A 22,671-nucleotide genomic window follows, 5' to 3' on the forward strand; every position below is an offset into this window, starting at 1 on the left:
GAGCGCGGTCAGGCGTCGATGCGCGACCGGTCCAGTGTCGCCGCCGAGTTGGAGATGAACTCCTTGCGTGGCGCGACGTCATTGCCCATCAGCAGGTCGAAGACCTGCTCCGCGGACTCGAGATCGGTGAGGTTGATCCGGCGCAGGGTGCGGTGGCGGGGGTCCATCGTGGTCTCCGCCAGCTGGTCGGCGTCCATTTCGCCCAGGCCCTTGTACCGCTGGATGGAGTCCTTGTAGCGGATGTTCTTGCTCTGCAGCTCCATGAGCTTGTCGCGCAGCTCGCGGTCCGAGTACGTGTAGACGTACTTGTCCTGGCCCTTCTTCGGCTGGACGAGCTCGACGCGATGCAGTGGCGGCACCGCCGCGAAGACCCGGCCGGCCTCCACCATGGGCCGCATGTAGCGGTGGAACAGGGTCAGGAGCAGGGTGCGGATGTGGGAGCCGTCCACATCGGCGTCGGTCATCATGATGATCTTGCCGTAGCGGGCCGTGTCGATGTCGAAGGTGCGGCCGGACCCGGCTCCTATGACCTGGATGATCGCCCCGCACTCGGCGTTCTTCAGCATGTCGGTCACGGACGACTTCTGAACGTTGAGGATCTTGCCGCGAATCGGCAGCAGCGCCTGGAACTCGGAGTTGCGGGCGAGTTTCGCCGTACCCAGTGCGGAGTCTCCCTCGACGATGAACAACTCGCTGCGGTCGACGTCGTCACTGCGGCAGTCGGCGAGCTTCGCGGGCAGCGAGGAGGATTCCAGGGCCGTCTTGCGGCGCTGGGCGTCCTTGTGCTGGCGGGCGGCGATGCGGGTGCGGGCCGCGGCGACGGCCTTCTCCATGACCACCCTGGCCTGCTGGGCCGCGTCGCGCCTGGTGGAGGTCAGGAACGCCTTGAGTTCCTTGGCGATGACGTTGTTCACGATACGGCGGGCCGCCGAGGTGCCGAGGACCTCCTTGGTCTGACCCTCGAACTGCGGTTCGGCGAGGCGCACCGTCACGACCGCCGTGAGCCCCTCCAGAGCGTCGTCCTTGACGATGTCGTCCTCGGCGACGCGCAGCATCTTCTTCGTCCGCAGCACCTCGTTCATCGTCTTCGCCACTGCCTGCTCGAAGCCGGCCACGTGGGTGCCGCCCTTCGGGGTGGCGATGATGTTGACGAAGGACCTGAGGGTGGTGTCGTAGCCGGTGCCCCAGCGCATCGCGACGTCGACGCCGAGGTCGCGGGTGACCTCGGTGGGCGTCATCTGGCCGTCCTCGTCCAGGACCGGGACCGTCTCCTTGAAGCTGCCCTGCCCGGTGAAGCGCAGGACGTCGCAGACGGGCCTGTCGCCGGCCAGGAACTCGCAGAACTCGCTGATACCGCCGTCGAAGCGGAAGGACTCCTCGCCCTTGCTCCCGCCGTCACCGAGACCGAACTCGTCGCGGACGACGATGGTCAGTCCGGGTACCAGGAAGGCGGTCTGGCGCGCACGCTGGTGCAGGGTGTCCAGGGAGAGCTTGGCGTCCTTGAGGAAGATCTGGCGGTCGGCCCAGTACCGCACGCGCGTACCGCTGCGGCTCTTGGGGATCTTCTTGGCCTTGCGCAGCCCGTTCCCCGGCTCGAATCTCGCGTCCGGGCCCGTTCCCGCGAACGCGCCCGGGACTCCGCGCCGGAAACTGATGGCGTGGGTGTGCCCGCTGCGGTCCACCTCGATGTCGAGGCGGGCGGACAGGGCGTTCACCACGGAAGCGCCGACGCCGTGCAGACCGCCGGAGGCGGCGTAGGAGCCACCGCCGAACTTGCCGCCGGCGTGCAGCTTGGTCATGACGACCTCGACACCGGACAGTCCGGTCTTGGGCTCGACGTCGACCGGGATGCCCCGGCCGTTGTCCCGGACCTCCACCGAGGCGTCGTCGTGGAGGATCACCTCGATGTGGTCGCCGTAGCCGCCCAGGGCCTCGTCTACGGAGTTGTCGATGATCTCCCACAGGCAGTGCATCAGACCACGGCTGTCGGTGGATCCGATGTACATGCCCGGACGCTTGCGTACGGCCTCGAGCCCCTCGAGGACGAGCAGGTGCCGCGCGGTGTAATTGGACCCGTCCCGGTCTGCTCCTGCCAGCAGCGCAGTGGACGGCACGGATGTCTCGGCGGTCACGCGGTTCGCTCCTCGCTGAATTTCAGATGGGGCCCCGCTGGGTAAGGGCGCGGCTCGGTTCACCGGTCAGAGGGTACCGAGCCCTGGTAGAGCCGTTGTAACGCCACCCTCGTCGCGGACTCACCCTAGTCCAGGGTCGCATGCCTGTTCGATCCCTCGATGGGGTGAAGTACACATCACGTTCCCTTCGAGGCATGAACCATTTAGGCTCCGGGCACGTCCTCATGAACAAACCGGCAACCCAGCCGGCGGGACCGACCCTGACCGACTGCGCGAACCCGTACGACACAGAGACACGCAATACGGCACATTCGCCGCCAATCGGCAACAGCCGGCCCCTCGGAAAGTTTTTTCGAGGAAAAGCCACGAGCGGGAACGTTTTGGGGCTGGTTGGATGTTGACCCTGGTACGACAGCTCGTCGAGCTAGAGAAGAGGCGACGTGACTACTGTTCTGACTTCCGCAAGCCCGCTGACGGCCGCTGATCGCTGCGACCGCTGCGGCGCCCAGGCATACCTGCGCGTCGTCCTGCTGACCGGCGGAGAACTGCTCTTCTGCGCCCACCACGGTCGCAAGTTCGAGCCGGAACTCAAGAAGATCGCCGCTGAGATACAGGACGAGACGGAGCGGCTGACGGCCGTTCCGGAATCTTCTGCCGAGGAAGAGCGCTGAGACAACGCGCCCGACGACGAGCCGAATCGGCACAGGCCGATGCACGGGCGGCCGCCTCCGGACCCCGGAGGCGGCCGCCCGTGCTCGTGCCCGGCGGGCTCTCAAGCGCCGTCAGAGACCCCCGCGCCGCCCCGCGGCAGCGCCGGCCCAGCCCAGCGTCCGCAGTAGCGAGGAGACGCGCGTGTACACCCCGGGGCTGCCCGGGCGCCCGCAGCCACTCCCCCAGGACACGAGACCGATGAGCCTTCCCTGGCCGACCAGCGGTCCTCCGCTGTCCCCCTGACAGGCATCGCGGCCACCGGCCTCCTCCCCGGCACAGAGCATGGTGCTGGAGAGGTACCGCCCGTCGTCGCTCCCCGGATACGCCCGCTCGCAGGACGCGTCGGGAAGCACACGCACCCGAGCCGCCCGCAGGCCGTTGGCGTAGTCGCCAGCCCCCGAGGCGTCCCCCCAGCCGTAGACGAGCGCTCCCGTGCCCGGCGTGTACGCGGGGTCACCCTCGGCGGCCATCCCTATGACCGAGCCCTCGGGCAGGGACTCGGAGAGGGTGAGTACCGCGAAGTCCCCGGCGTTGCTGGCGTCGTCGTGCTCCGGGTTCACCCAGACGGCACGGACGGGGATCTCCTGGCCCCGGTCCGACAGCAGATCGGTCCGGCCGGCAATGATCCTCAGGTCGTCGACCTGCTCCGGCGGTGACCCCAGCACCTCCTCCCCCAGACAGTGGGCCGCCGTGAGCACGGTGGTCCGGCCGACGGCCACGCCCCCGCAGAACTGTCCCGCCCGCGTACCTCCGAACCGGTCACGGCTGGACAGGGCGACGGTCCACGGGCTGTCGGACACCTCGACCGGAAAGCCTCCGACGACGATGCTGTCGGCGGCCGCGGGGGTGGCGGACCCCAGCGGTATCGCGGTCGCGGCGGCCGCCAGCACCAGCGGCCGGGCCAGTGCCCGGGCAAAGAGACGACGCATGCGGGCTCCTCACTCATAGGTGGTCATGAGAAACCCAGAGTGATCCAGTACGCCGCCACGCGCACCCGCTGCTCAGCGCGAAGGCCCGGTCCGCACCTGGCGGAACCGGGCCTCGTCGCCCCTACTGCCCGACCTAGTCGAGGTAGTCCCGCAGCACCTGGGAGCGCGACGGGTGACGCAGCTTCGACATGGTCTTCGACTCGATCTGGCGGATGCGCTCACGCGTGACGCCGTAGACCTTGCCGATCTCGTCGAGGGTCTTCGGCTGACCGTCGGTAAGACCGAAGCGCATGGAGACGACGCCCGCCTCACGCTCGGACAGGGTGTCCAGAACGGAGTGCAACTGCTCCTGCAGGAGTGTGAAGCTGACAGCGTCGGCCGGGACGACCGCCTCGGAGTCCTCGATGAGGTCACCGAACTCGCTGTCGCCGTCCTCGCCCAGCGGGGTGTGCAGCGAGATGGGCTCGCGGCCGTACTTCTGGACCTCGATGACCTTCTCCGGGGTCATGTCGAGTTCCTTGGCCAGTTCCTCCGGGGTGGGCTCGCGGCCCAGGTCCTGGAGCATCTGACGCTGCACGCGCGCGAGCTTGTTGATGACCTCGACCATGTGCACCGGGATACGGATGGTGCGGGCCTGGTCGGCCATCGCGCGGGTGATCGCCTGGCGGATCCACCAGGTGGCGTACGTGGAGAACTTGTAGCCCTTGGTGTAGTCGAACTTCTCCACCGCGCGGATCAGACCGAGGTTGCCCTCCTGGATGAGGTCCAGGAAGAGCATGCCGCGGCCGGTGTAGCGCTTGGCCAGGGAGACCACCAGACGGAGGTTGGCCTCCAGCAGGTGGTTCTTGGCCCGGCGGCCGTCCTCGGCGATGATCTCCAGCTCGCGCTTGAGCTTGGGCGCCAGCTTGTCGGAGTTCGCCAGCTTGTCCTCGGCGAACAGACCGGCCTCGATGCGCTTGGCGAGTTCGACCTCCTGCTCGGCGTTGAGCAGGGGGACCTTGCCGATCTGCTTGAGGTAGTCCTTGACCGGGTCGGCGGTGGCACCGGCCGCGGCGACCTGCTGGGCCGGAGCGTCGTCCTCGTCGTCGTCGGACAGCACGAAGCCCGCGTTCTCGGTGCCCTCGGGCTCCTCCGTCGCGGCCTTCGGCTCCTCGGCCGCCTCGTCCTCTAGAAGCTCGCCGTCTTCCTTCTTGGCGGTCGTCTTCTTCGCCGCCGCCTTCTTGGCGGTCGCCTTCTTCGCCGCCGTCTTCTTGGCGGTCGCCTTCTTCGCCGCCGTCTTCTTGGCGGGCGCCTCTTCCTCGACGGCCGTCTCGGAGACGGCCTCGGAGGCGGTCTCCGCCGGGGCGGCAGGCGCGGCGGCCTTCCTGCTGGTCACCGTCTTCGCCGCGACCGTCTTCGTGGCGGTGCGCTTGGCGGGACTCTTCGCTGCGACGCTCTTTCGGGTGCGCTTGGGCTCTGCGGCACTGACCATCAGCGTCACACCCTCTTCCTCGAGGATCTGGTTGAGGCTGCGCAGTACGTTCTTCCACTGAGTGGCCGGAATCTGGTCAGCTTCGAAGGCCCGACGCACGTCATCGCCGGCGATCTGCCCCTCAGCCTTTCCCCGCTCGATGAGCGCCATGACAGAGACGGACTCGGCGATCTCCGGCGGGAGCGTACGGGATGTGCTGGCCGACACGAACAACCTCTCGGAACGTTGAAAAACGGCTTCCGGCCCCGTCCACGGAGGACAGGAGCCGACCACCGGCTTGGGGATGGGCCGACGGTGCGGGCGGGCCGGGGAGATGCACAGCGCCGTGAACGGCGTCCGTATTCCCTCCGCGGCTGTCACCTCTTAGGTCATCGTGTTGTTCCCAAGAGCGTTACGCCCAATCCGCGTGGCCCGAGTCACACCCCGTAAACGATCAAAACCGGTCAAATACTGATGAACAAGGTCATTGTCCCGTGCGTTCCAGCCGCACCGGGAAGGCTCAGTCTCTCATCACACCGTCGGACCCCGCGGAGCCACGAGCAGCTCCGCGGGGTCCGACGGCGACGGCGGCGGCCGGCCACTGCCACAGGAGGGGTTTGGCGTGCCCGGCCCGCGCCGTTCCGGCGGAAGGCGGTCAGTGCTCGCGGGGGGCGGGCACCACGCGTTCCACCTCGGGGTGGACAGTCAGAAGCTGGCGCATGGCCGACTCGGCCGCCGCGCCGTCGCCGGTGGCGAGGGCGTCGACGATCCTGCCGTGGTGCGCGATCGACACGTCGTTCGGCCGGTCACAGCCCGTGCCCGGGCCGCCGGAGACGTGGAGGGCAGCGGACACGATGCCGGAGAGGTGGTCCAGCATACGGTTGCCCGCGACCTGGATGAGCAGACTGTGGAACTCGGCGTCGGCGCGCGAGAAGGTGAGCGCGTCACCCTGCGCCATGGCATGCCCCATGATCCCGACCATGTCGGACAGCCGCTGCTGGATGTCCTCGCGCCCGTGCCCCGCGGCCAGGCGGGCGGCGAGCGGCTCGATCATCCAGCGCAGCTCGCTCAGCTCCCGGCGCTGGTCGTCCCGCTGTGGCCCGAAGGCACGCCACTCGATGATGTCCGGGTCGAGCAGGTTCCAGTCACTGACGGGGCGCACGCGCGTGCCGACGTTCGGGCGGGCACTGACCAGTCCCTTCGCCTCCAGTACGCGAAGGGACTCCCGGACCACGGTGCGGGAGACCTCGAAACGCTGGCCGATCTCCTCGGGCACCAGCGGGCGGTCGGCGCCCAGGTCGCCCGAAACGATCATCTGGCCCAGCTGCTGGACGAGTTGCCCGTGCAGTCCGCGGCCACGGTTGCCCGCGGTGCGCCGGCCCACGCGGCCCAGCTCGGGCTCCATCCCTTCCCAGGAGGGCACCCCGACACGGTCGACGGCGGGCGTCTCGGCGTACGGATAGCGGTCGAGTTCGCCCGGGTTCGCGAGGCCGGAGTCGGCGGAGCGGGCGGCGGTCATCATGGTGTGCGCAAGGGTACTCACGCATCCTTTGTCGGCGTCGTTCCCAACTCCCTTGAGGTCTTTGGTGAAAAGCACACGAAAGGGTGATCGCTCACCCCGTCGCAATTGACGCCTTATCGGAAAGAAATGGGCTTTCCCCGGGGAGTTGCGCGCACGGTCGGAAAGGAAGGGTGGGAGAGCCGTTCTCAAACCCTGCTGCGCAAGGTCATCAGCAGATAGACGCAGAGCAGAGTGGTCAGTGACAACGTCATTGCGCCGCCCACCGGTTGGCCGATCAGACGCAGCACCTCCGCCACATACCGCTCGCCTCCGAACGGCCACTGCGTCAGAAGGACCTCGCGCACCCGCATCGGGAAGCCAGCGGCCGTCCGCACGGACGGACCCTCCCAGGCCTTCTGTACGAGCGGCACGACGAGGACCGGAACGGCGAGGACGGCCGCCAGCCCAGCGGTGGTGGACCGGAAGACACCCGCGGCGAGCACACCGGACCAGGCGCACCCGACGACGAGTCCGAGCCAACCGGCGCTCAGTGCGGGCCAGTCGGCGGGAACCCTGGCGAGCTCCTGCCCGTAGAAGAGACGGAGCACTCCGGCGTCGCAGCCCACCGTCAGGGCGGCCAGCAGGAGCGCGACGCCCGCGGAGACGAGGAGTTTGGCGGCCAGCAGCCCCATTCGCCTGGGCACGGTGCCGCGGTCCGCCGCCAGGGCGGGGTGGCGGAACTCGTCACCGAAGGCGAGCGCGCCGAGCAGCCCCGCGCCGAGCGCCGCGGGCGGCAGCGGGAGCTCCCGCGGCCACGCGGCCAGGAGCCGCGCCTGCGGGGTGTGCCCGACCCGGGCCAGGACCAGGGCGGTGGCGGCCGACACGACGAGCACGACCGCGCCGGTGACGAACCCGGTACCGACGCCCGCCGCACGACGGAGTTCGTAGCGCAGCGGGCGCAGGGGGCTGGGAGCGGAACGGACGGAGACGGGTGGCGGAAGCGTGGAGGCCGTTCCACGTGCACTCGCCGTGTCGGGGGCTACGGCGCTCGACGGGCGCCGTGCGTGGTGGGGGGTGTCCTCGGGTTCGGGGGGCCGGTGGGGCTCGGGGTGGTTTCCGGGAACGAGCGCGTTGCGGGGCCCGGGGGCTCTGTGGAGGGCGGCCCCGGAGGAGGAGCCGCCCGTGTCTCCATCCGTGACGGAGCGCGTCTGGCGCGGCCCCTCGAGGAGGCGACCGTCGTCGGGGGAGCGTCGCGGGACGTCGGTGGGAGGCGACGAGGGGCCGGCGGGCCGCGGACCGGTGCCGGGGGGCCTGGGTGAGGCGGTCGCCACCGAGTCGGTGGCGACCGGAAAAGGTGGTCCGGGTGTTGACGTGCGGAGGGCGCTCGATGGCCCGGCGCCCTGCCTCCGATCACCGTCCGTCCGCTGTTGCCGGGCTGCGGGGACCGTACCGGCCCCGGGGCCCATGTCGCCCACCTCGTCGGCCAGTTGGTGGACGAGGATGCCGTGCCGGAAGGCGGCGTCGCCGATGTCGGCGCACGTACTGCCGTACACCGCGAGCCGGTTGCCGCCCTCGCGCACGACCTCGACGGAACGGCGTGCCGCCCGTGCCTCACTGGTCAGGACGGCGGCCAGGCGGGCGGCATGCGGGCTGCGGACGGCGACGCGGGGACGCAGCCGGGTGCGGGAGAACTCCGCCGCCTCCTGGTCGGCGACGACTCTGCCCCGTTCCAACGTGACGACGTGGTCGGCGCTGCGTGCGGCCTCCTTGGGGTCCGCCGTGGCGAACAGGACCGTGCCCCCCTGCGCGGCATGGGCACGCAGTGCTGCGTGCAGGCCTCGGGCGTCGCCGGCGGAGAGTGCGCCCGCGGGGTCGTCGAGGACCAGGGTGTGCGGGTCGGGAACCAGTGCGCAGGCCAGTCCGAGGCGTCGGTCCATGCCGCGGGAGAGGGTGCCGAGGCGTTCGTCGCGCAGGTTTAGGAGACCGACCGACTCCAGGACTTCGTCTGCCCTGCGCACGGGAACACCGGCGGCCGCGCACAGCATCCGCAGATGGCCGCGCACCGTACGTGCCGGGTGCCCCGGGACATCTCCCAGCAGCACGCCGACCTCGCGTGAGGGATGGGCGATGCGGTGCAGGGGACGGCCTCTGAAGTAGGTGAGACCACGGCCGTGTTGGAGTTCGAGCATGAGTCTGAGTGCCGTCGTCTTGCCGGCGCCCGATGCTCCGAGCAATGCGGTGACGTGGCCCGCGCGTGCCTCGAAGGAGACGTCGTCGACGGCGGGCGGAAGCTCCTTGCGGGGGTTGCTGGTCAGTCCGAAGGCCTGGATCACCCGTAGCAAGATAGCGTGCCATATCCGATTTTTCGGTCATCGCGCGGCCCGCACAGCCTACCGGGCACGGGGAGGACCGCACCGCCAGCCGCCTGTCCACGGCTCGCTCCGGGGCCCGTACGGTCTGGGCGTCACACCTCGGGACGCAGCATGGGCGGATTGAGGAGGGTCGCGCCGCCCGCGCGGAAGAGTTGCGCGGGACGGCCGCCCTGGCGGGTGGTCGTCCCGCCGGTGGGGACGAGGAAGCCCGGAGTGCCGGTCACCTTGCGATGGAAGTTGCGGGGGTCGAGCACCACGCTCCACACCGCCTCGTAGACGCGGCGCAGCTCACCGACGGTGAACTCGGGCGGGCAGAACGCGGTGGCCAGCGACGAGTACTCGATCTTGGAACGAGCTCGCTCCACCCCGTCCGCCAGAATGTGCGCGTGGTCGAAGGCGAGCGGCGTCACCGCCTCGCCGGCGCGACCGTATCCGCTCTGTTCCAGCAGTTCCTCGACCGGTGCCCAGCGGGCGTTGCTGGCGTCACCGCCCGCCCGCGGTGCGGGCAGGTCGGGGGCGAGCGCGAGGTGGGCGACGCTGACCACCCGCATCCGGGGATCGCGTCCGGGGTCACCGTACGTCGCCAGCTGCTCCAGATGGGCACCGTTGTCCTGGGTGGGCGCCGCCGGGTCGTGGACGCACAGTCCGGTCTCCTCGGCCAGCTCACGCGCCGCCGCCTGCGCCAGGTCCTCGTCGGCCCGCACGAACCCGCCGGGCAGGGCCCAGCGGCCCTGGAACGGCGGCTCGCCCCTGCGCACCGCCAGCGCACACAGGGAGTGGCGACGCACGGTCAGCACGACCAGGTCCACAGTGACGGCGAAGGGCGGAAAGGCTGACGGGTCGTAGGGCATGCCGCGATCATAGTCGTCTGCCTGACGATAAACACGCCCTTCACCCACCGCTTCGGGCACCGAACCGCTTCCACCCGACGCGCGCTTCACCGCCCGTTCCGGGGGACCGGGCGAGGGCACCTCGTACCAGGTCGGGCTCCTCGTGGCAGTCCGTCGGCCGCTTCGTCGACCATGGCAGGGTCCAGCCGGCCGAGCGGCGCGGAGAAGGGCTTCCGGCGGCACCGGCTCCCGCTGGGGCAGCTCTCCCGGGGTGCGCGGTGTACGGGACGCAGAGTGGCGGCCGCGGCCGGTGTGCCGGGGCGGATGCTCGCGAGCGTGGTCGGCGGGAGCGCCCCCTGCCGCGGCGACGTCGTCGTGCAGCGGCGGGCCCGGCTCGTCTCGCGTGCCCGGTCAGGCTCGCTCGCTGTCCCCTTCCGTCCCGTGCTCGCCCGTACGCATCCCGTCAGGGCAGGCGCCCTTCCGGCCCGCGGCCTGCGTCCCCGAAGCCCGAGAACGGCCCTGGCCCCTCCGTGTGGCCCCGGGGCGGTCGGCGCCGGACGGAGTGCGGGGACGCACGGTCTTCGCGCCCGGCTTGTGACCCTGCGCCCTCGCACGACGACGGACGCCGTCGGCCGGGGCGAGGGAGCCCGGGCGGCGCCGACGGCCGGGCGGCTGGGCCCCGCTGAGCTTGCCGCGCGGGGGCTCGCCGGCCTCTCGTTGCGCGGGCGCGCCGCTGTACCCGCCGCCGTCCGGCATGCCGTCTTCCGTGCCTCCGCCGCCTTCCCTGCCCTCGCGCAGGCAGCGGCGGACGGACTCCGGATCGAGGCCCTCGTTGCACGCCTGGTGCAGGAGCCGGGCGAAGAGATAGTCGGGATCCGCGCCTAGGGCCATGGCCAGTGCCTCCCGCGCCTCCAGTTCGTCACCGGTGGACCAGGCGACCCATCCCGCGAGGGTGAGGGGCGCGGCCGCGTGTTCGCCGTACGGCCCGACGCAGCGGCGTGCCAGGGCACGCCAGAGGCGCAGCGCGGGTGCCGCCTCGTCGCCCTCCATCCACGCGGCCGCGCGGTCGCGTGTCGTCCGGTCCTGGAGTCCGAGGATCAACGCCGCCGCCTCTTCGTGTCCGAGCAGTTGGTCGTCACGCAGATCCTGGGCCGGTACGCCGGACACCGGCGGCGCTTCGGTGAGGCGTCGCATGATCCGGTCCGCCGTCTCCAGTGTCTCCTCGGCCACGTCCGAGCGGCCGGTGGCGTCGAGGATCCGGGAGACCAGTGTCGTGGCGGCCGAGTCCAGGGCAGCAATCTGCTCGACCGCCGCCGCGTGATCCCACGGGAGCATCCTGGCCCGCAGGTCACGAAGCGAGCCACGCACCTGGATACCGGCATAGGTGGCCGCCGCGGCCAGCACCGACGTGCCCGGCAGCCCCATGGGAATGCCCTCGGCCGGGCAGCAGGTCTCTGCGTCGCAGCAGTACGACCAGAAGCGCCCGGCCGAGATGCACAGCGCCTCGACCACGGGGACGTCTAGGGCGCCGCACTCGACGCGCAGCCGCTGGGCCAGTGGCCGCAGTCGCTCCACGACGTCCCGGCCGGTCTCGCCCGGGCCCGGCTCCTGGCAGAGATAGGCGACCATCTGCTCGGGCCGCACCCCTCGCCGCTCGCTTCCGGTCACCAGGCCGTGGACCAGTTGCCCGGCCGCACCCGCCCAGTCGTCCGCGCTCGCCGGGATGCCGAGCCGCGCGCGGCCGCCGAAACGGCCCCGCCCGTCCCTGTCACGCAGGGCGGCCAGGACGATGCTGTCCTCGGGGCGGTACCCGAGCAGGTAGGGCAGGGCGTCCGCCAGTTCGGCGGGGGTGCGCAGAGTGACCTGGTGTTCGTCCCCGGCGACGGGGCCCCCGTACGAGGCCCGGTCCGCCTGTCCCGGCTCCGCGGCTCCCGAGATGTCACCGTTCTCGGAGGATCCAGTCGTTTCGCTGTGGTTCGTCATGCCCCGACGATCTCGCGAATCCGGGAACTCCGCTTCGCCCTGTGGATAACTCCCATCAGGGACACGACACCGGGGGACTCCCTCCTCGGAAACCCGCGTCGGCCTTGCCGGCTCCCCCGGTTCGGAGCGATTGCCGGGCGACAGGCCGCGGAGTCCTGCCGTGCAGGGCAGGCAGAAGGTGCGCAGCGACTCCTGCGTACTGCCGGCCTCGAAGCAGTTACGCACCCTGCCGAGGGGGTTCCAGACCCGCCCGTCCGGCATCCGCACCCCTACGGGCTGCCCGAAGCGGGCCCGCTGGTCGGTGTCGAAGTCGATCCACGTCGCGTCCGCACGGCGAACGAGCACCTCTCCGGCGTACGCGCCGAGGCCGAACAGCGCGCCGCTCACCCGGGCCGCCTCCACTCCGTCCTTGCGCAGCCCGTCGACGAGGAAGTCGACGACTCGAAGGCTGGCCACGGAGTAGTCCAACGGCAGCCTGCTCCGGACGGTGACGCGTCCGACGAAAGCCGCGGCGTTGCACCGCATCCCCCCGCGCATGGCAGGCGTCCACCCACACCGCCCATGGGACTGCTCCCTCTCCGCCTGGCTCAGAGGGACGCCCTTCGGCCCTCCACGTGTCCAAGCGGATCTCCCATCGGCGGCATCACGGTTTCGACGCGTGCGTAATCCCACACGGAATTCCGTGACTTCCGGTACAACCTCTTCGCCCGCGACGCCGTCGGGCCGGTGTCCCGGAGGGTTCGCCTATCCGGCCAGGGCGAGGACGAGGGGAAGCACCTCGTCGGCGCCGGCCTGGCGCAGGAGGCGTGCGCCCACGGCCAGGGTCCAGCCGGAGTCGGTGCAGTCGTCGACGAGCAGCACCGGGCCTGGGGTGGTGGACAAGGCCGCGGCGACTTCGCGGGGCACGGTGAACGACTCTGCGAGGGCGCGCAGCCGCTGGGCGGAGTTGCTGCGGTGGGCGGCGTACTCGTCGGCGTGAGGAGTGTGGGCGAGGCTGCCCAGCAGCGGGAGTCTGCCGACCCGCGCCACGCCCTCGGCCAGCGAGGCGACCAGTCGGGGGCGGGTGCGGGAGGGCATGGCGACGATGCCCACGGGCCTAGCCAGGGCGCCAGGAGAGCCGTCGGCCCAGCCGCCCGGCGAGCGGGCCCAGTCGGCCAGCACCGTCACGACGGCGGCGAGCACGTCGTCCGGGACCGGGCCGTCCGCCGCCTGCGCCGACAGAAGCGGCCGCAGGCGGTTGCCCCAGCCGATGTCCGACAGCCTTCCCAGAGCACGGCCGGTGGCCGCCAGCTGACCCGCGGGGATGCGGCCCTTGAGGTCCAAGCCCACCGCGGCGAGTCCGGTCGGCCACATCTTGCGGGGCTCCACCTCCACGCCCGGGCGGTCCAGCTCGCCCATCGCCGCCGTGAGGGCCGCTGAGGAGACGGCGGGATCGAGCCATGGCCCGGCGCAGGTGTCGCAGCGACCGCACGGACCGGCCTTCTCGTCATCGAGCTGTCGCTGCAGGAACTCCATCCGGCACCCCGTGGTCGCCACGTAGTCCCGCATGGCCTGCTGCTCCGCCTGCCGCTGCTGTGCCACCCACGCGTAGCGTTCCGCGTCGTACGCCCACGCCCGTCCCGTGGCGGTCCAGCCGCCCTTCACACGCTTGACCGCCCCGTCCACGTCCAGGACCTTGAGCATCGTCTCCAGGCGCGAACGGCGAAGATCGACCAAGGGTTCAAGCGCCGGCAGCGACAAAGGACGACCGGCCTCCTCCAGTACCGCCAGTGTGCGCCGCACCTGGTCCTCCGGCGGGAAACCCACCGAGGCGAAGTAGGCCCAGATCGCCTCGTCCTCCCGACCCGGCAGCAACAGCACGTCCGCGTGGTCCACACCACGCCCGGCCCGCCCCACCTGCTGGTAGTAGGCGATCGGGGAGGAGGGCGATCCCAGGTGCACGACGAAGCCCAGGTCGGGCTTGTCGAACCCCATGCCCAGCGCCGAGGTCGCCACCAGCGCCTTCACCCGGTTCGCCAGCAGGTCCTCTTCCGCCTGCAACCGGTCGGCGTTCTCCGTCTTCCCCGTGTAGGAGGCCACCGGATATCCGCACTGCCGCAGGAACGCCGCGACCTCCTCCGCCGCCGCGACCGTCAGCGTGTAGATGATCCCGGAACCGGGCAGGCCGCCCAGCCGCTCCCCCAGCCAGGCCAGCCGGTGGGCCGCGTCCGGCAACTCGAGCACACCCAGTCGGAGGCTCTCCCGGTCGAGCGGTCCGCGCAGCACCAGGGCATCTCCTCCCCCCGTGCCCAGCTGCTCCGCCACATCGGCCGTGACCCGCGCATTGGCGGTCGCGGTGGTGGCCAGCACCGGGACTCCGGCCGGCAGCTCGGCCAGCATCGTGCGCAGTCGACGGTAGTCGGGGCGGAAGTCGTGGCCCCAGTCGGAGATGCAGTGCGCCTCGTCCACCACGAGCAGACCGGTCGTAGCCGCGAGCTTCGGCAGTACTTGGTCGCGGAAATCCACGGAATTGAGGCGTTCGGGGCTCACGAGGAGGACGTCGGTCTCGCCCCGCTCAACCTCCCCGTAGATCGTTTCCCAGTCCTCCGGGTTGGCAGAGTTGATCGTGCGCGCCCGGATCCCCGCCCGTGCCGCCGCCTCGACCTGGTTGCGCATCAGCGCCAGCAGCGGAGAGATGATCACCGTGGGTCCGGAGCCGCGCCGGCGCAGCAGAGCGGTGGCGACGAAGTACACGGCCGACTTGCCCCAGCCGGTGCGCTGCACCACCAGGGCACGCCGGTGCTCCTCCACGAGGGCTGCCACCGCCTGCCACTGATCCTCCCGCAGCCTTGCCGAACCCTCGCGATCACCGACCAGCTCGGCGAGGACGGCGTCGGCTTCGGTGCGGAGCTCCAGATGGTCCATACCCCCATGCAACCCGATGGCACTGACAATCGGCGAATCCAGAAAACAGAAGCCGGCAGTCACCAGCCAGCAGCCACCCGTCGCCGGACATCAGTCAGCAGACATCAGTCGAGTCACCCCCTTCCCGCGGAGCCGCCGGCGGGCACCACCGTCCGGCGCTGCCCGCCGCGGGGGCGTAGCGCGTGCCGTGTCCCATGCGTCGCCCGACGGCACTCCGGGTAGGGATATAGAACGCACATCAGCTGATAACGGCCGTCGGTCTCGATTGCTCGTTGCCGCATTCAAGTTCGACAGGAAGAATTGAAGTCCGCTCCCCGCACGGCCCCGCCGTGATCCGGCAGGGCTTCACTGCGGTGCGCGCTCCCCGAATCCGACCCTGCCCGCAGTGTGGGCGCGTAGCCGAAGGGAGGAACGTGACCTTCGGATTCGCTCCGTCCTCGGCGGCCTCGTTTTCGTCGTCCGCCGCTTCCGCCACTCGCATGCTCGAACCGGCGGAGTGGGCCGCCGCCGGAATCCCGCTGCTGCGCAATCCTCGGGAGGTCGTCAGCGGACTGCACTCCCGGCACCGTCCCGAACCGGCGACGGCGGTCGTCGCCGTACTCGATCCGGACGAACGACTGCGCGCCAGCGCCTCGTTCACCAGCCGCCGCTCGCCCGCCGACGGATGGATGTTCCGCAACGTGCTGCTCTCCCAACTGCGCCGCGTCATCCCGCACGATCTGCGGCGCCGCACACCGGTGCGCACGGCCGTGCTGCTCTACTGCCGTGAGGGCGACGCGCGTTGGACGCAGGAGGACGGCGCGTGGATGTGGGGGCTGCGGGACGCGTGCACGTTGCACGGGCTGCGCTGCGGCGCCTACATCACGCTGACCCGGGACGGCTGGCAGGTCCTCGGCGAGGGTCGTGGCGGGCGGCGGCCCAACGCGTCATCGGCGCCGGAGCCCTTCGCCACGTCGGAGGCGCCACCCCCGCCGCCACGCACCGGCGGCGTCGCCTCGGACGTGCTGCGCCGCGCGGCGGCCCGCTGAACGGTGCCGGGCCTCGGTCCAGGAACCGCGACCGGTGACCCGCCCGGTGGCACGACTCGCCTCTGACCCGAGCGGCCTGCGACCCGACCGGCGTGCGACCGGTCGGTCGGTCCGAGCCGTGACAGACCGCAACTCCCGCACGCCGCCCACGTCATGGCGGTCGGCACGGCCACCGGTTCCCGTGCCGTACGGGAGCCGGTGTGGCGCCGGGGTGGACGCCGGCGTCCAGGCATACCGAGGTACGCCTGAGCCACCACCGTGCTGGGGCTCCGAGCCGGCGCCCCCTGTGTCACACCAGCGTCCGCCGCACGCGGCGGAACGGGCTCAGACGCCCACGCCCAGCACCGAGTTGATCCGCTGCGGGTCGCCGCAGACGATCAGCAGGGTGCCGGCCCGGGAACGGGCCGCGGTCAGAGCGGTGACAGCGGCGGCTTCCGGGCCGCCGTTGAGCGCGACCACGACCACGGCTCGAGACGCGGCACGGTCCGCCACGGCGGCGTCGGCGTAGAAGACGTCGTCGCCCGCGTCGTGCTGCGCCCAGTAGGCGGCATCGCCGAAGGACAGTTCGTGGGCCGCCCACGGGTGGGCGTCACCAGTGGTGATCACCAGTACGTCGCCGGGGCTACGACCCGAGTCCAGCAGCAGGTCCACGGCCTCTTCGGCGGCGTCGAGAGCGCCGTCGGGCGTGGCCGGAACCAGCTGGATCTGCGGGGCGGCCGGGGCGGCTGCCGGAGTGGCCGGAGCAGCCGGACCCGAGGGTCCGGGTGTGGCCGTGTCGCGCGGGGCGCGTTGCACCGGCGGCGCCGGCCGCACCGGGCCGGGACGGCCGGGGCGCGGCGGAGCCGCGGGACGGGGGCCGGGTACGGGGCGGGGGGTCGGCGCGGTGCGGCCACTGGCCGGAGTGGCGCGGGGACCCTGGGCCTTCTCGTGAATCTGAGGCTCCTCGGGAATGAGAGGCATGAGCTGACTTCTATCAAACGGTGGCGCGGCTCGCGTCGGCGGGTGGCACCTGCCTGCGAGCGGAACGGTCAGAAATCGAATCCGAGCTGGCCCTCGATTTCCGGAACGCGTCCGTCCACCCAACTGCGGACCTTCTTGAGGTGCCGCCACTGGGGCAGCGCATCAAGATACGCCCACGACAACCGGTGGTGCGGGGTGGGGCCCCGCTCCTCCAGTGCGGCCTTGTGCACGGGCGACGGATACCCGGCGTTGGCCGCGAAACCGAAGTCTGCATGGTCGACACCCAGTTCGGCCATCATTTTGTCGCGCTGGACCTTGGCGAGCACCGAGGCCGCCGCGACGGCCACGCAGGACTGGTCACCCTTGATCACCGTACGAACCCGCCAAGGGGCCCCGAGATAGTCGTGCTTGCCGTCGAGGATGACGGCTTCGGGGCGGACCGGCAGGGTCTCCAGGGCCCGCACCGCCGCCAGTCGCAGCGCGGCGGTCATCCCCAGCGCGTCGATCTCCTCCGGAGAGGCGTGCCCCAGGGCGTAGGAGGTGACCCAGGTCCGCAACTCCACGGCGAGTTCGGTGCGTCGCTTGACGGTGAGCAGCTTGGAGTCGGTCAGGCCGGCCGGGGGCCGACGCAGTCCGGTGATCGCGGCGCAGACGGTGACCGGGCCGGCCCACGCGCCGCGCCCCACCTCGTCGACACCGGCAATGACCTTCGCTCCGGTCGTGGCGCGAAGAGAGCGCTCGACGGTGTGAGTAGGCGGTTCGTACGGCATGGCGCCCCTAGCCTACGCCGCTGCGGTCCTCGGGCGACACCCCGGCCCCCGAACGGGACGGGCCTCCTCGCCGGGCGGGATCAGGTGGCGTCGGGCCGCAGCAGAGGAACCATCAAGTGGTCGATCATTTCCTCGAGCTCCGGCTCCGTCCATTCACTGGCACAAATCTTGGTGCGATACATCATCATCGCCGGGATGGCGTCGAAGACGAAACCGTTGGCCGCGTCACGTCGGACCTCTCCCCGCTCTATTCCGCGGTTGATGACCTCACAAAGCATCTTGAGGGTCGGCTCCACCACACCCTCGATGATCACTGCATGGAAGCGTTCCGCCTGCATGGTGTCGCATTCGTGAATCACCGAACGCAGAGCGGATCCGGGCCGGGAGAACATCGCGTCGCGCGCCCTGCGGCACAGCTCGAGCAGATCCTCGCGCACGCTTCCGAGGTCGGGGACCGTGTCGAAGTCCGGCAGTCCGGACCGCAGCGCATCCGCGACGAGGTCCTCCTTGGAAGGCCAGCGCCGGTAGACGGCCGCCTTGCCGGTCTGCGCGCCCGCGGCCACCCCCTCCATCGTCAGGCCGTTCCAGCCGACGGTGCCGAGCTGGTCCAGCGCGGCATCGAGGATCGCGCGCTCCAGGACGGCGCCGCGCCGGCGGGAGGGGGTCTGGGCGGAGGCGGCCGCCCAGTGCGATGCAACCATGTCGAAGGTCTCCAGAAAACGGTTGAACCGGGCATTGGGGGACGAAGTAGGCATCACGCGACCGCAGCGGGAGACCGGACGCGCGATGACACAACAAGTGAACGGTTGCGTTCACTGTCACCGAGCCGCTAGCGTCGAAGCAACAGTGAACGCGGGCGTTCACTAAGTGATTCGTGGGGGACGCATAGTGACAACCTCTTCTCTGCTCAAGGACCAGAAGCCGGGAGCGGCCCGCCGGGAGGGGCATCCCGGCATCGCGCTCGCCGTCATCGCGGCCTGCCAACTCATGGTGGTACTCGACGCGACGATTGTGAACATCGCGCTCCCGCACATCCAGAACGCGCTCGCATTCAGCACCACCGACCTCACCTGGGTCGTCAGCGCGTACACACTCACCTTCGGCGGCCTGCTCCTGCTGGGCGGCCGAGCCGGTGACATCCTCGGCAGGCGCCGGGTCTTCATGACCGGCATCCTGCTGTTCACCTTCGCCTCGCTGCTCGGCGGCTTCGCCCAGGAACCCTGGCAGCTGCTGGCGGCGCGCGTCCTGCAAGGCGTGGGGGGCGCGATCGCGTCGCCCACGTCGCTCGCCCTCATTACCACCACCTTCCCCGAGGGGCCGGAACGCAACCGGGCCTTCGGCGTCTTCGCCGCCGTCTCCGCGGGCGGCGGAGCCATCGGACTGCTGGCGGGCGGCATGCTCACCGAGTGGCTCGACTGGCGCTGGGTGCTTTTCGTCAATGTGCCGATCGGTGTGCTGATCGCCGTGCTCGCACCTCTCTACATCAGCGAGTCCGAACGGCACTCCGGCCGCTTCGACATCGCCGGGGCGGTCGCCTCGACAGCGGGTATGGCGTCTCTCGTCTACGGCTTCATCCGGGCCGCGGACGAGGGCTGGCGGGACAACCTGACCATCGGGTCCTTCGCTGCCGCCGCGGTCCTGCTGCTGACCTTCGTCTTCATCGAGTCGCGGGCCAAGGAGCCGATCACCCCGCTGAAGATGTTCGCCGACCGCAACCGCTCCGGCACGTACGTGATCATGCTGAGCCTGGCCGCCGCGATGTTCGGCATGTTCTTCTACATCGTGCTGTTCGTCCAGAACGTCCTCGGCTACACGCCCATCGAGGCCGGCCTGGCCTTCCTGCCGGTCACGGTGGTGATCGCGCTCGGTGCGGGTCTGTCGCAGCGGTTCCTGCCCGTCTTCGGCCCGAAGCCGTTCATGATCGTCGGTTCGGCGCTCGCCGCGCTCGGGCTGGGCTGGCAGGCCCTCATCAGCTCCGACAGCTCCTACGTCGGCGGGGTCCTGGGACCGATGCTGATCTTCGGCTTCGGCATGGGGCTCAACTTCGTGACGCTGACGCTGACCGCGGTCTCCGGAGTCGGCCAGCACGAGGCGGGCGCGGCATCGGGTCTGCTCAACGCGATGCAGCAGGTGGGGGGTTCGATCGGTCTGGCCATCCTGACGACGGTCTTCGGCACCGCCGGCAAGGACGAGGCGGAGAAGCAGGTGCCGGACTTCCTCGCCCACGGTTCGCCGGAACAGAAGGCGGAATTCGCCCGGACCCATGAGCTGCCGGCGCCCTGGGCACACGACGTGCTGGCGCAGGGGATCTCGGCCGCCTTCGTCCCGGCCGCCGCCATGGCCGTACTCGCCCTGGCCACGGCGTGGCTGGTGATTCGGGTACGCAAGAGCGACCTGGAGGCCCTGTCCGGCTCGGCCGGACCCGGGATGGGCTGACCCGGGGTGGGCCGACCCGAGGTGGGCTGACCCGGGGTGGGCCGCCCCTCCGACACCACGGGCCGGGCGGGGATCACCGGCGGGCGTCCCGCACGCTCGCCGGGGCCCGCCCCGCCGGCTCGCGGTCGGCACCGTGCTCCGCCGACCGGGCAGGACGGCGGACACGGCAACGGACGACAGCGCGACGAACACCGACAGCCCGTCCACGTCCCACCCCCTCATGACCTTCCCGGGCCTGTACGGAGCCGATGGTCCGCACAGCGGTTGTGATGACAACGGACAAGCGGTCACAGAGAGTTCCCGGCGCACACGGAGAGTTCTCTCGCATGGTCGGAGCCTCCTGCGGGCCTGTCAGGCCGACGCCGCCGTCCAGTCGGGCAGCGCCTCGACCCGCTCCGTCCACTCCGCCGGGGGCGCCCCCGCATTGCCGGCCGCGACCACTCCGCCGACGATGGCACAGGTCGTGTCGACGTCACCGCCGGCCTGGGCGGTCGTCCAGAACGCGGTCTCGTACTCCCCGAGGGCGCGGGCAGCGGACCAGAGGGCGAAGGGAACCGTGTCGTGCGCGGTCGTACGCCGACCACAGCCGAGCACCGCGGCGACCGTGGCCGCGTCACCGTAGTCGAGCATGTCCCGGGCGCGTCGCAGTCCGGCGCCGACCGCGCTCTTCGGCACCAGTGCGATCACCCCGTCGAGGAGCGCGTGCGCACTGGGCGGGCCGGCCGGATCGGCTGCCAGTGACGTGGCCGCCGCGACGGCCATGGCACCGACCACGGCTTCACGGTGCTGATGCGTCGGGTAGGCCGAGATCTCCGCCTGGTGGGTCGCCTGTTCCGGGTCGTCCGCGTACCAGGCGCCGAGCGGCGCGATGCGCATGGCGGCGCCGTTGCCCCAGGAGCCCTGCCCGTTGAACAGCGCCGCGGCCAGCTCGCGCCAGTCGCCGCCTTCCCGGACCAGCCGCAGCAGCCGGTTGACCGCGGGGCCGTAGCCACGGTCGAAGTCGTGGTGCCGGGCGAAGGAGAGCGCCAGCGCGTCCTGGTCGATGCGGTGGTGGGCGGCCAGGACGGAGACAACGGAGCAGGCCATCTCCGTGTCGTCCGTCCACTGCCAGGTGCCGGGCGGCAGCGCGCGACGCTTGAGCAGCGGATAGTTCGCGGGAACGAAGAACTGTGAGCCCAGCGCGTCCCCCACCGACAGTCCGCGCAGGCTGGACAGGGCCCGGTCCAGGCGCCCGTCAGGAGAAGAATGAGGGGACATCGCCCTGCCACTCTATCCGGTGATCCCGTACGGTTCCGGATCTCGCCAGCGTTCGAAGGGCCGGTCAAGTGAGTACTTGCCGTCCTCACCGAGAACGAGCATCCGCATCTCGGCGTTCCCGGGGTTGGACAGCGACTCGAACTCCGCGACCGTCCAGTGGAACCACCTCATGCAGAACAGCCTCATGGCAAGCCCGTGCGTCACCAGCAGCACGTTCGGCGGATGGCCGGGGTCCTCGAAGCTGCGGAACAGGCTCTCCAGGAAGCCGCCGACCCGGTCGTACACGTCGGCACCGGACTCGCCCTGGACGAAACGGTAGAAGAAGTGCCCGTAGGCGTCGCGGTAGGCCTTCTGCAGGCGCACCTCGTCGTGGTCCTGCCAGTTCCCCCAGTCCTGCTCGCGCAGCCGGGGCTCCTCCCGGATCCGTATGAGCTCCGGATCGAGGTGGAAGGCGCGCAGCGTCTCATGGGTGCGGCGGTACGGGGAGACGTACACGCTGACGCGCTCGCGGCCGAACACCTCGCGCAGCCTCCTGCCCGTCCCCTCGGCCTCCGTCCAGCCCCGCTCGGTCAGAGCGAGCGCGTGGTCGGGTTCGCGCTCGTACACGGTGTCATCGACGTTGCCGGTCGACTCGCCGTGCCGGACAAGAACGATGCGCCGTGGTCGTGCCATGCCAGAACCCTAGATCGAGACGAGCGGAACCAAGCACCCGGACGGGCCCCGTACGGCGTACGTCACACGGAATCCCATGTCCGGGCGGGGGCAGGCGGGTCCGGAGGTCACACGGTCCAGGCGGGTTCCAGCTGGACGATGTCCCCCGTCAGCGCCGCGATGTCGGCCTCCGTCTGTGCGCGCAGGGCGAGCCGCTCCACCCTCTCGGCGCGGTACTTTCCGTGCTCGGCGGCCGACAGCCACATGGACAGCACCAGGTACTCGTTGTACCCGTTCCCCGGAGCCTCGCCGAACAGGCCGCGGATCATTCCGGGCGAGCCGGCCATCGCGGGGTTCCATACCTTCTCCTGCATGAGGACGTAGTGTTCGGCGCGCTCCTCGTGGACCCGGCACAGCGCCACCCGCAGCAGGTCGGCGTCGGTGAAGCGCGGCTCGAACCCGGTCTTCACGTCGAACCGGTAGTCGAAGAGCCTGACCTGGGCATCCTTGAAGGTGCCCAGCTGGGCCGAGGCCAGCCTGTCGTGGGAGCGGGCCATGAAGGAGTCGTAGAAGGCACGGCTCTCCCAGAAGGCGAAGACGTGCGCCACGTCCGGCCGCCCCCGGCTCCAGCCACCCCCCTGTCCCCGAAAACCCGGCTCCCCCGGAAGCCCCGCCCACTTCCGCTGCCCCCGCTCGAAACCGCGGCGGTCCACCACGGTGCAGCGAATCCACTTGACCAGCACCGCGCCATGGTAGG

Annotated in this window: 17 protein-coding genes; 3 read left to right on the top strand and 14 right to left on the bottom strand. The window is 70.8% G+C overall.

All coding sequences use genetic code 11. The features are described from left to right. Nucleotides 1–8: 8 nt before the first annotated feature. The gene (locus ACGFYH_RS22665; protein ID WP_393804971.1) at nt 9–2,132 is read right to left on the bottom strand and encodes a type IIA DNA topoisomerase subunit B; all 2,124 of its coding nucleotides are present in this window, start codon (nt 2,130–2,132) and stop codon (nt 9–11) included. A 440-nt stretch (nt 2,133–2,572) separates the two neighbouring features. Here ACGFYH_RS22665 and ACGFYH_RS22670 point away from each other — a divergent pair, with 440 nt between their 5' ends. Continuing rightward, nucleotides 2,573–2,803 (top strand): hypothetical protein, encoded by a 231-nt coding sequence (locus tag ACGFYH_RS22670; protein ID WP_217165797.1) that lies wholly within the window; start codon nt 2,573–2,575, stop codon nt 2,801–2,803. Nucleotides 2,804–2,914: 111 nt separating this feature from the next. Here ACGFYH_RS22670 and ACGFYH_RS22675 read toward each other — a convergent pair whose 3' ends face one another. The 7 genes from ACGFYH_RS22675 to ACGFYH_RS22705 all read right to left on the bottom strand — a co-directional run bounded on the left by ACGFYH_RS22675 (nt 2,915) and on the right by ACGFYH_RS22705 (nt 14,812). Continuing rightward, on the bottom strand, nt 2,915–3,772 hold the full coding sequence (locus tag ACGFYH_RS22675; protein WP_393804972.1) for a S1 family peptidase: 858 nt from the start codon (nt 3,770–3,772) through the stop codon (nt 2,915–2,917). Between the two features lie 133 nt (nt 3,773–3,905). Continuing rightward, nucleotides 3,906–5,450 (bottom strand): RNA polymerase sigma factor, encoded by a 1,545-nt coding sequence (locus tag ACGFYH_RS22680; RefSeq protein ID WP_393804973.1) that lies wholly within the window; start codon nt 5,448–5,450, stop codon nt 3,906–3,908. Between the two features lie 427 nt (nt 5,451–5,877). Next, entirely contained in the window at nt 5,878–6,765 is an 888-nt protein-coding gene (gene whiH / locus ACGFYH_RS22685) for a sporulation transcriptional regulator WhiH (RefSeq protein ID WP_393804974.1), read from the bottom strand. Between the two features lie 164 nt (nt 6,766–6,929). Then, nucleotides 6,930–9,056, bottom strand: coding sequence for an ATP-binding cassette domain-containing protein (locus ACGFYH_RS22690; RefSeq protein WP_393804975.1), 2,127 nt, complete (start codon nt 9,054–9,056; stop codon nt 6,930–6,932). A gap of 131 nt (nt 9,057–9,187) precedes the next feature. Further along, entirely contained in the window at nt 9,188–9,946 is a 759-nt protein-coding gene (locus ACGFYH_RS22695) for an NUDIX domain-containing protein (protein WP_393804976.1), read from the bottom strand. Nucleotides 9,947–10,336: 390 nt separating this feature from the next. Further along, nucleotides 10,337–11,908, bottom strand: coding sequence for a DUF4192 family protein (locus ACGFYH_RS22700; protein ID WP_393805024.1), 1,572 nt, complete (start codon nt 11,906–11,908; stop codon nt 10,337–10,339). A gap of 744 nt (nt 11,909–12,652) precedes the next feature. Further along, nucleotides 12,653–14,812 (bottom strand): DEAD/DEAH box helicase, encoded by a 2,160-nt coding sequence (locus tag ACGFYH_RS22705; RefSeq protein WP_393804977.1) that lies wholly within the window; start codon nt 14,810–14,812, stop codon nt 12,653–12,655. Nucleotides 14,813–15,225: 413 nt separating this feature from the next. On the opposite strand from ACGFYH_RS22705, the gene ACGFYH_RS22710 reads away from it, so the two are divergent. Continuing rightward, entirely contained in the window at nt 15,226–15,840 is a 615-nt protein-coding gene (locus ACGFYH_RS22710; RefSeq protein WP_393804978.1) for a hypothetical protein, read from the top strand. A gap of 324 nt (nt 15,841–16,164) precedes the next feature. Here the strand turns inward: ACGFYH_RS22710 and ACGFYH_RS22715 are convergent, their stop codons facing one another. From ACGFYH_RS22715 to ACGFYH_RS22725, 3 genes are all read right to left on the bottom strand, one after another. After that, nucleotides 16,165–16,800: a hypothetical protein gene (locus ACGFYH_RS22715; protein ID WP_393804979.1), complete on the bottom strand. Its 636-nt coding sequence runs from the start codon at nt 16,798–16,800 to the stop codon at nt 16,165–16,167. A gap of 68 nt (nt 16,801–16,868) precedes the next feature. After that, nucleotides 16,869–17,570, bottom strand: coding sequence for a ribonuclease HII (locus tag ACGFYH_RS22720; RefSeq protein ID WP_393804980.1), 702 nt, complete (start codon nt 17,568–17,570; stop codon nt 16,869–16,871). Nucleotides 17,571–17,650: 80 nt separating this feature from the next. Beyond that, nucleotides 17,651–18,271 carry a TetR/AcrR family transcriptional regulator gene (locus tag ACGFYH_RS22725; RefSeq protein ID WP_393805025.1) on the bottom strand — a complete coding sequence of 207 codons (621 nt, stop codon included), beginning with the start codon at nt 18,269–18,271 and terminating at the stop codon, nt 17,651–17,653. A gap of 187 nt (nt 18,272–18,458) precedes the next feature. Here ACGFYH_RS22725 and ACGFYH_RS22730 point away from each other — a divergent pair, with 187 nt between their 5' ends. Beyond that, entirely contained in the window at nt 18,459–20,006 is a 1,548-nt protein-coding gene (locus ACGFYH_RS22730; protein ID WP_393804981.1) for an MFS transporter, read from the top strand. Between the two features lie 351 nt (nt 20,007–20,357). Here the strand turns inward: ACGFYH_RS22730 and ACGFYH_RS22735 are convergent, their stop codons facing one another. From ACGFYH_RS22735 to ACGFYH_RS22745, 3 genes are all read right to left on the bottom strand, one after another. Next, entirely contained in the window at nt 20,358–21,263 is a 906-nt protein-coding gene (locus tag ACGFYH_RS22735) for an ADP-ribosylglycohydrolase family protein (RefSeq protein WP_393804982.1), read from the bottom strand. Nucleotides 21,264–21,275: 12 nt separating this feature from the next. Next, nucleotides 21,276–21,935 (bottom strand): histidine phosphatase family protein, encoded by a 660-nt coding sequence (locus ACGFYH_RS22740; protein WP_393804983.1) that lies wholly within the window; start codon nt 21,933–21,935, stop codon nt 21,276–21,278. Between the two features lie 107 nt (nt 21,936–22,042). Further along, nucleotides 22,043–22,657 (bottom strand): YdbC family protein, encoded by a 615-nt coding sequence (locus ACGFYH_RS22745; RefSeq protein WP_393804984.1) that lies wholly within the window; start codon nt 22,655–22,657, stop codon nt 22,043–22,045. Between the last annotated feature and the right edge of the window lie 14 nt (nt 22,658–22,671).

Source organism: Streptomyces sp. NPDC048392, assembly GCF_043200575.1.
Taxonomy (GTDB): domain Bacteria; phylum Actinomycetota; class Actinomycetes; order Streptomycetales; family Streptomycetaceae; genus Streptomyces.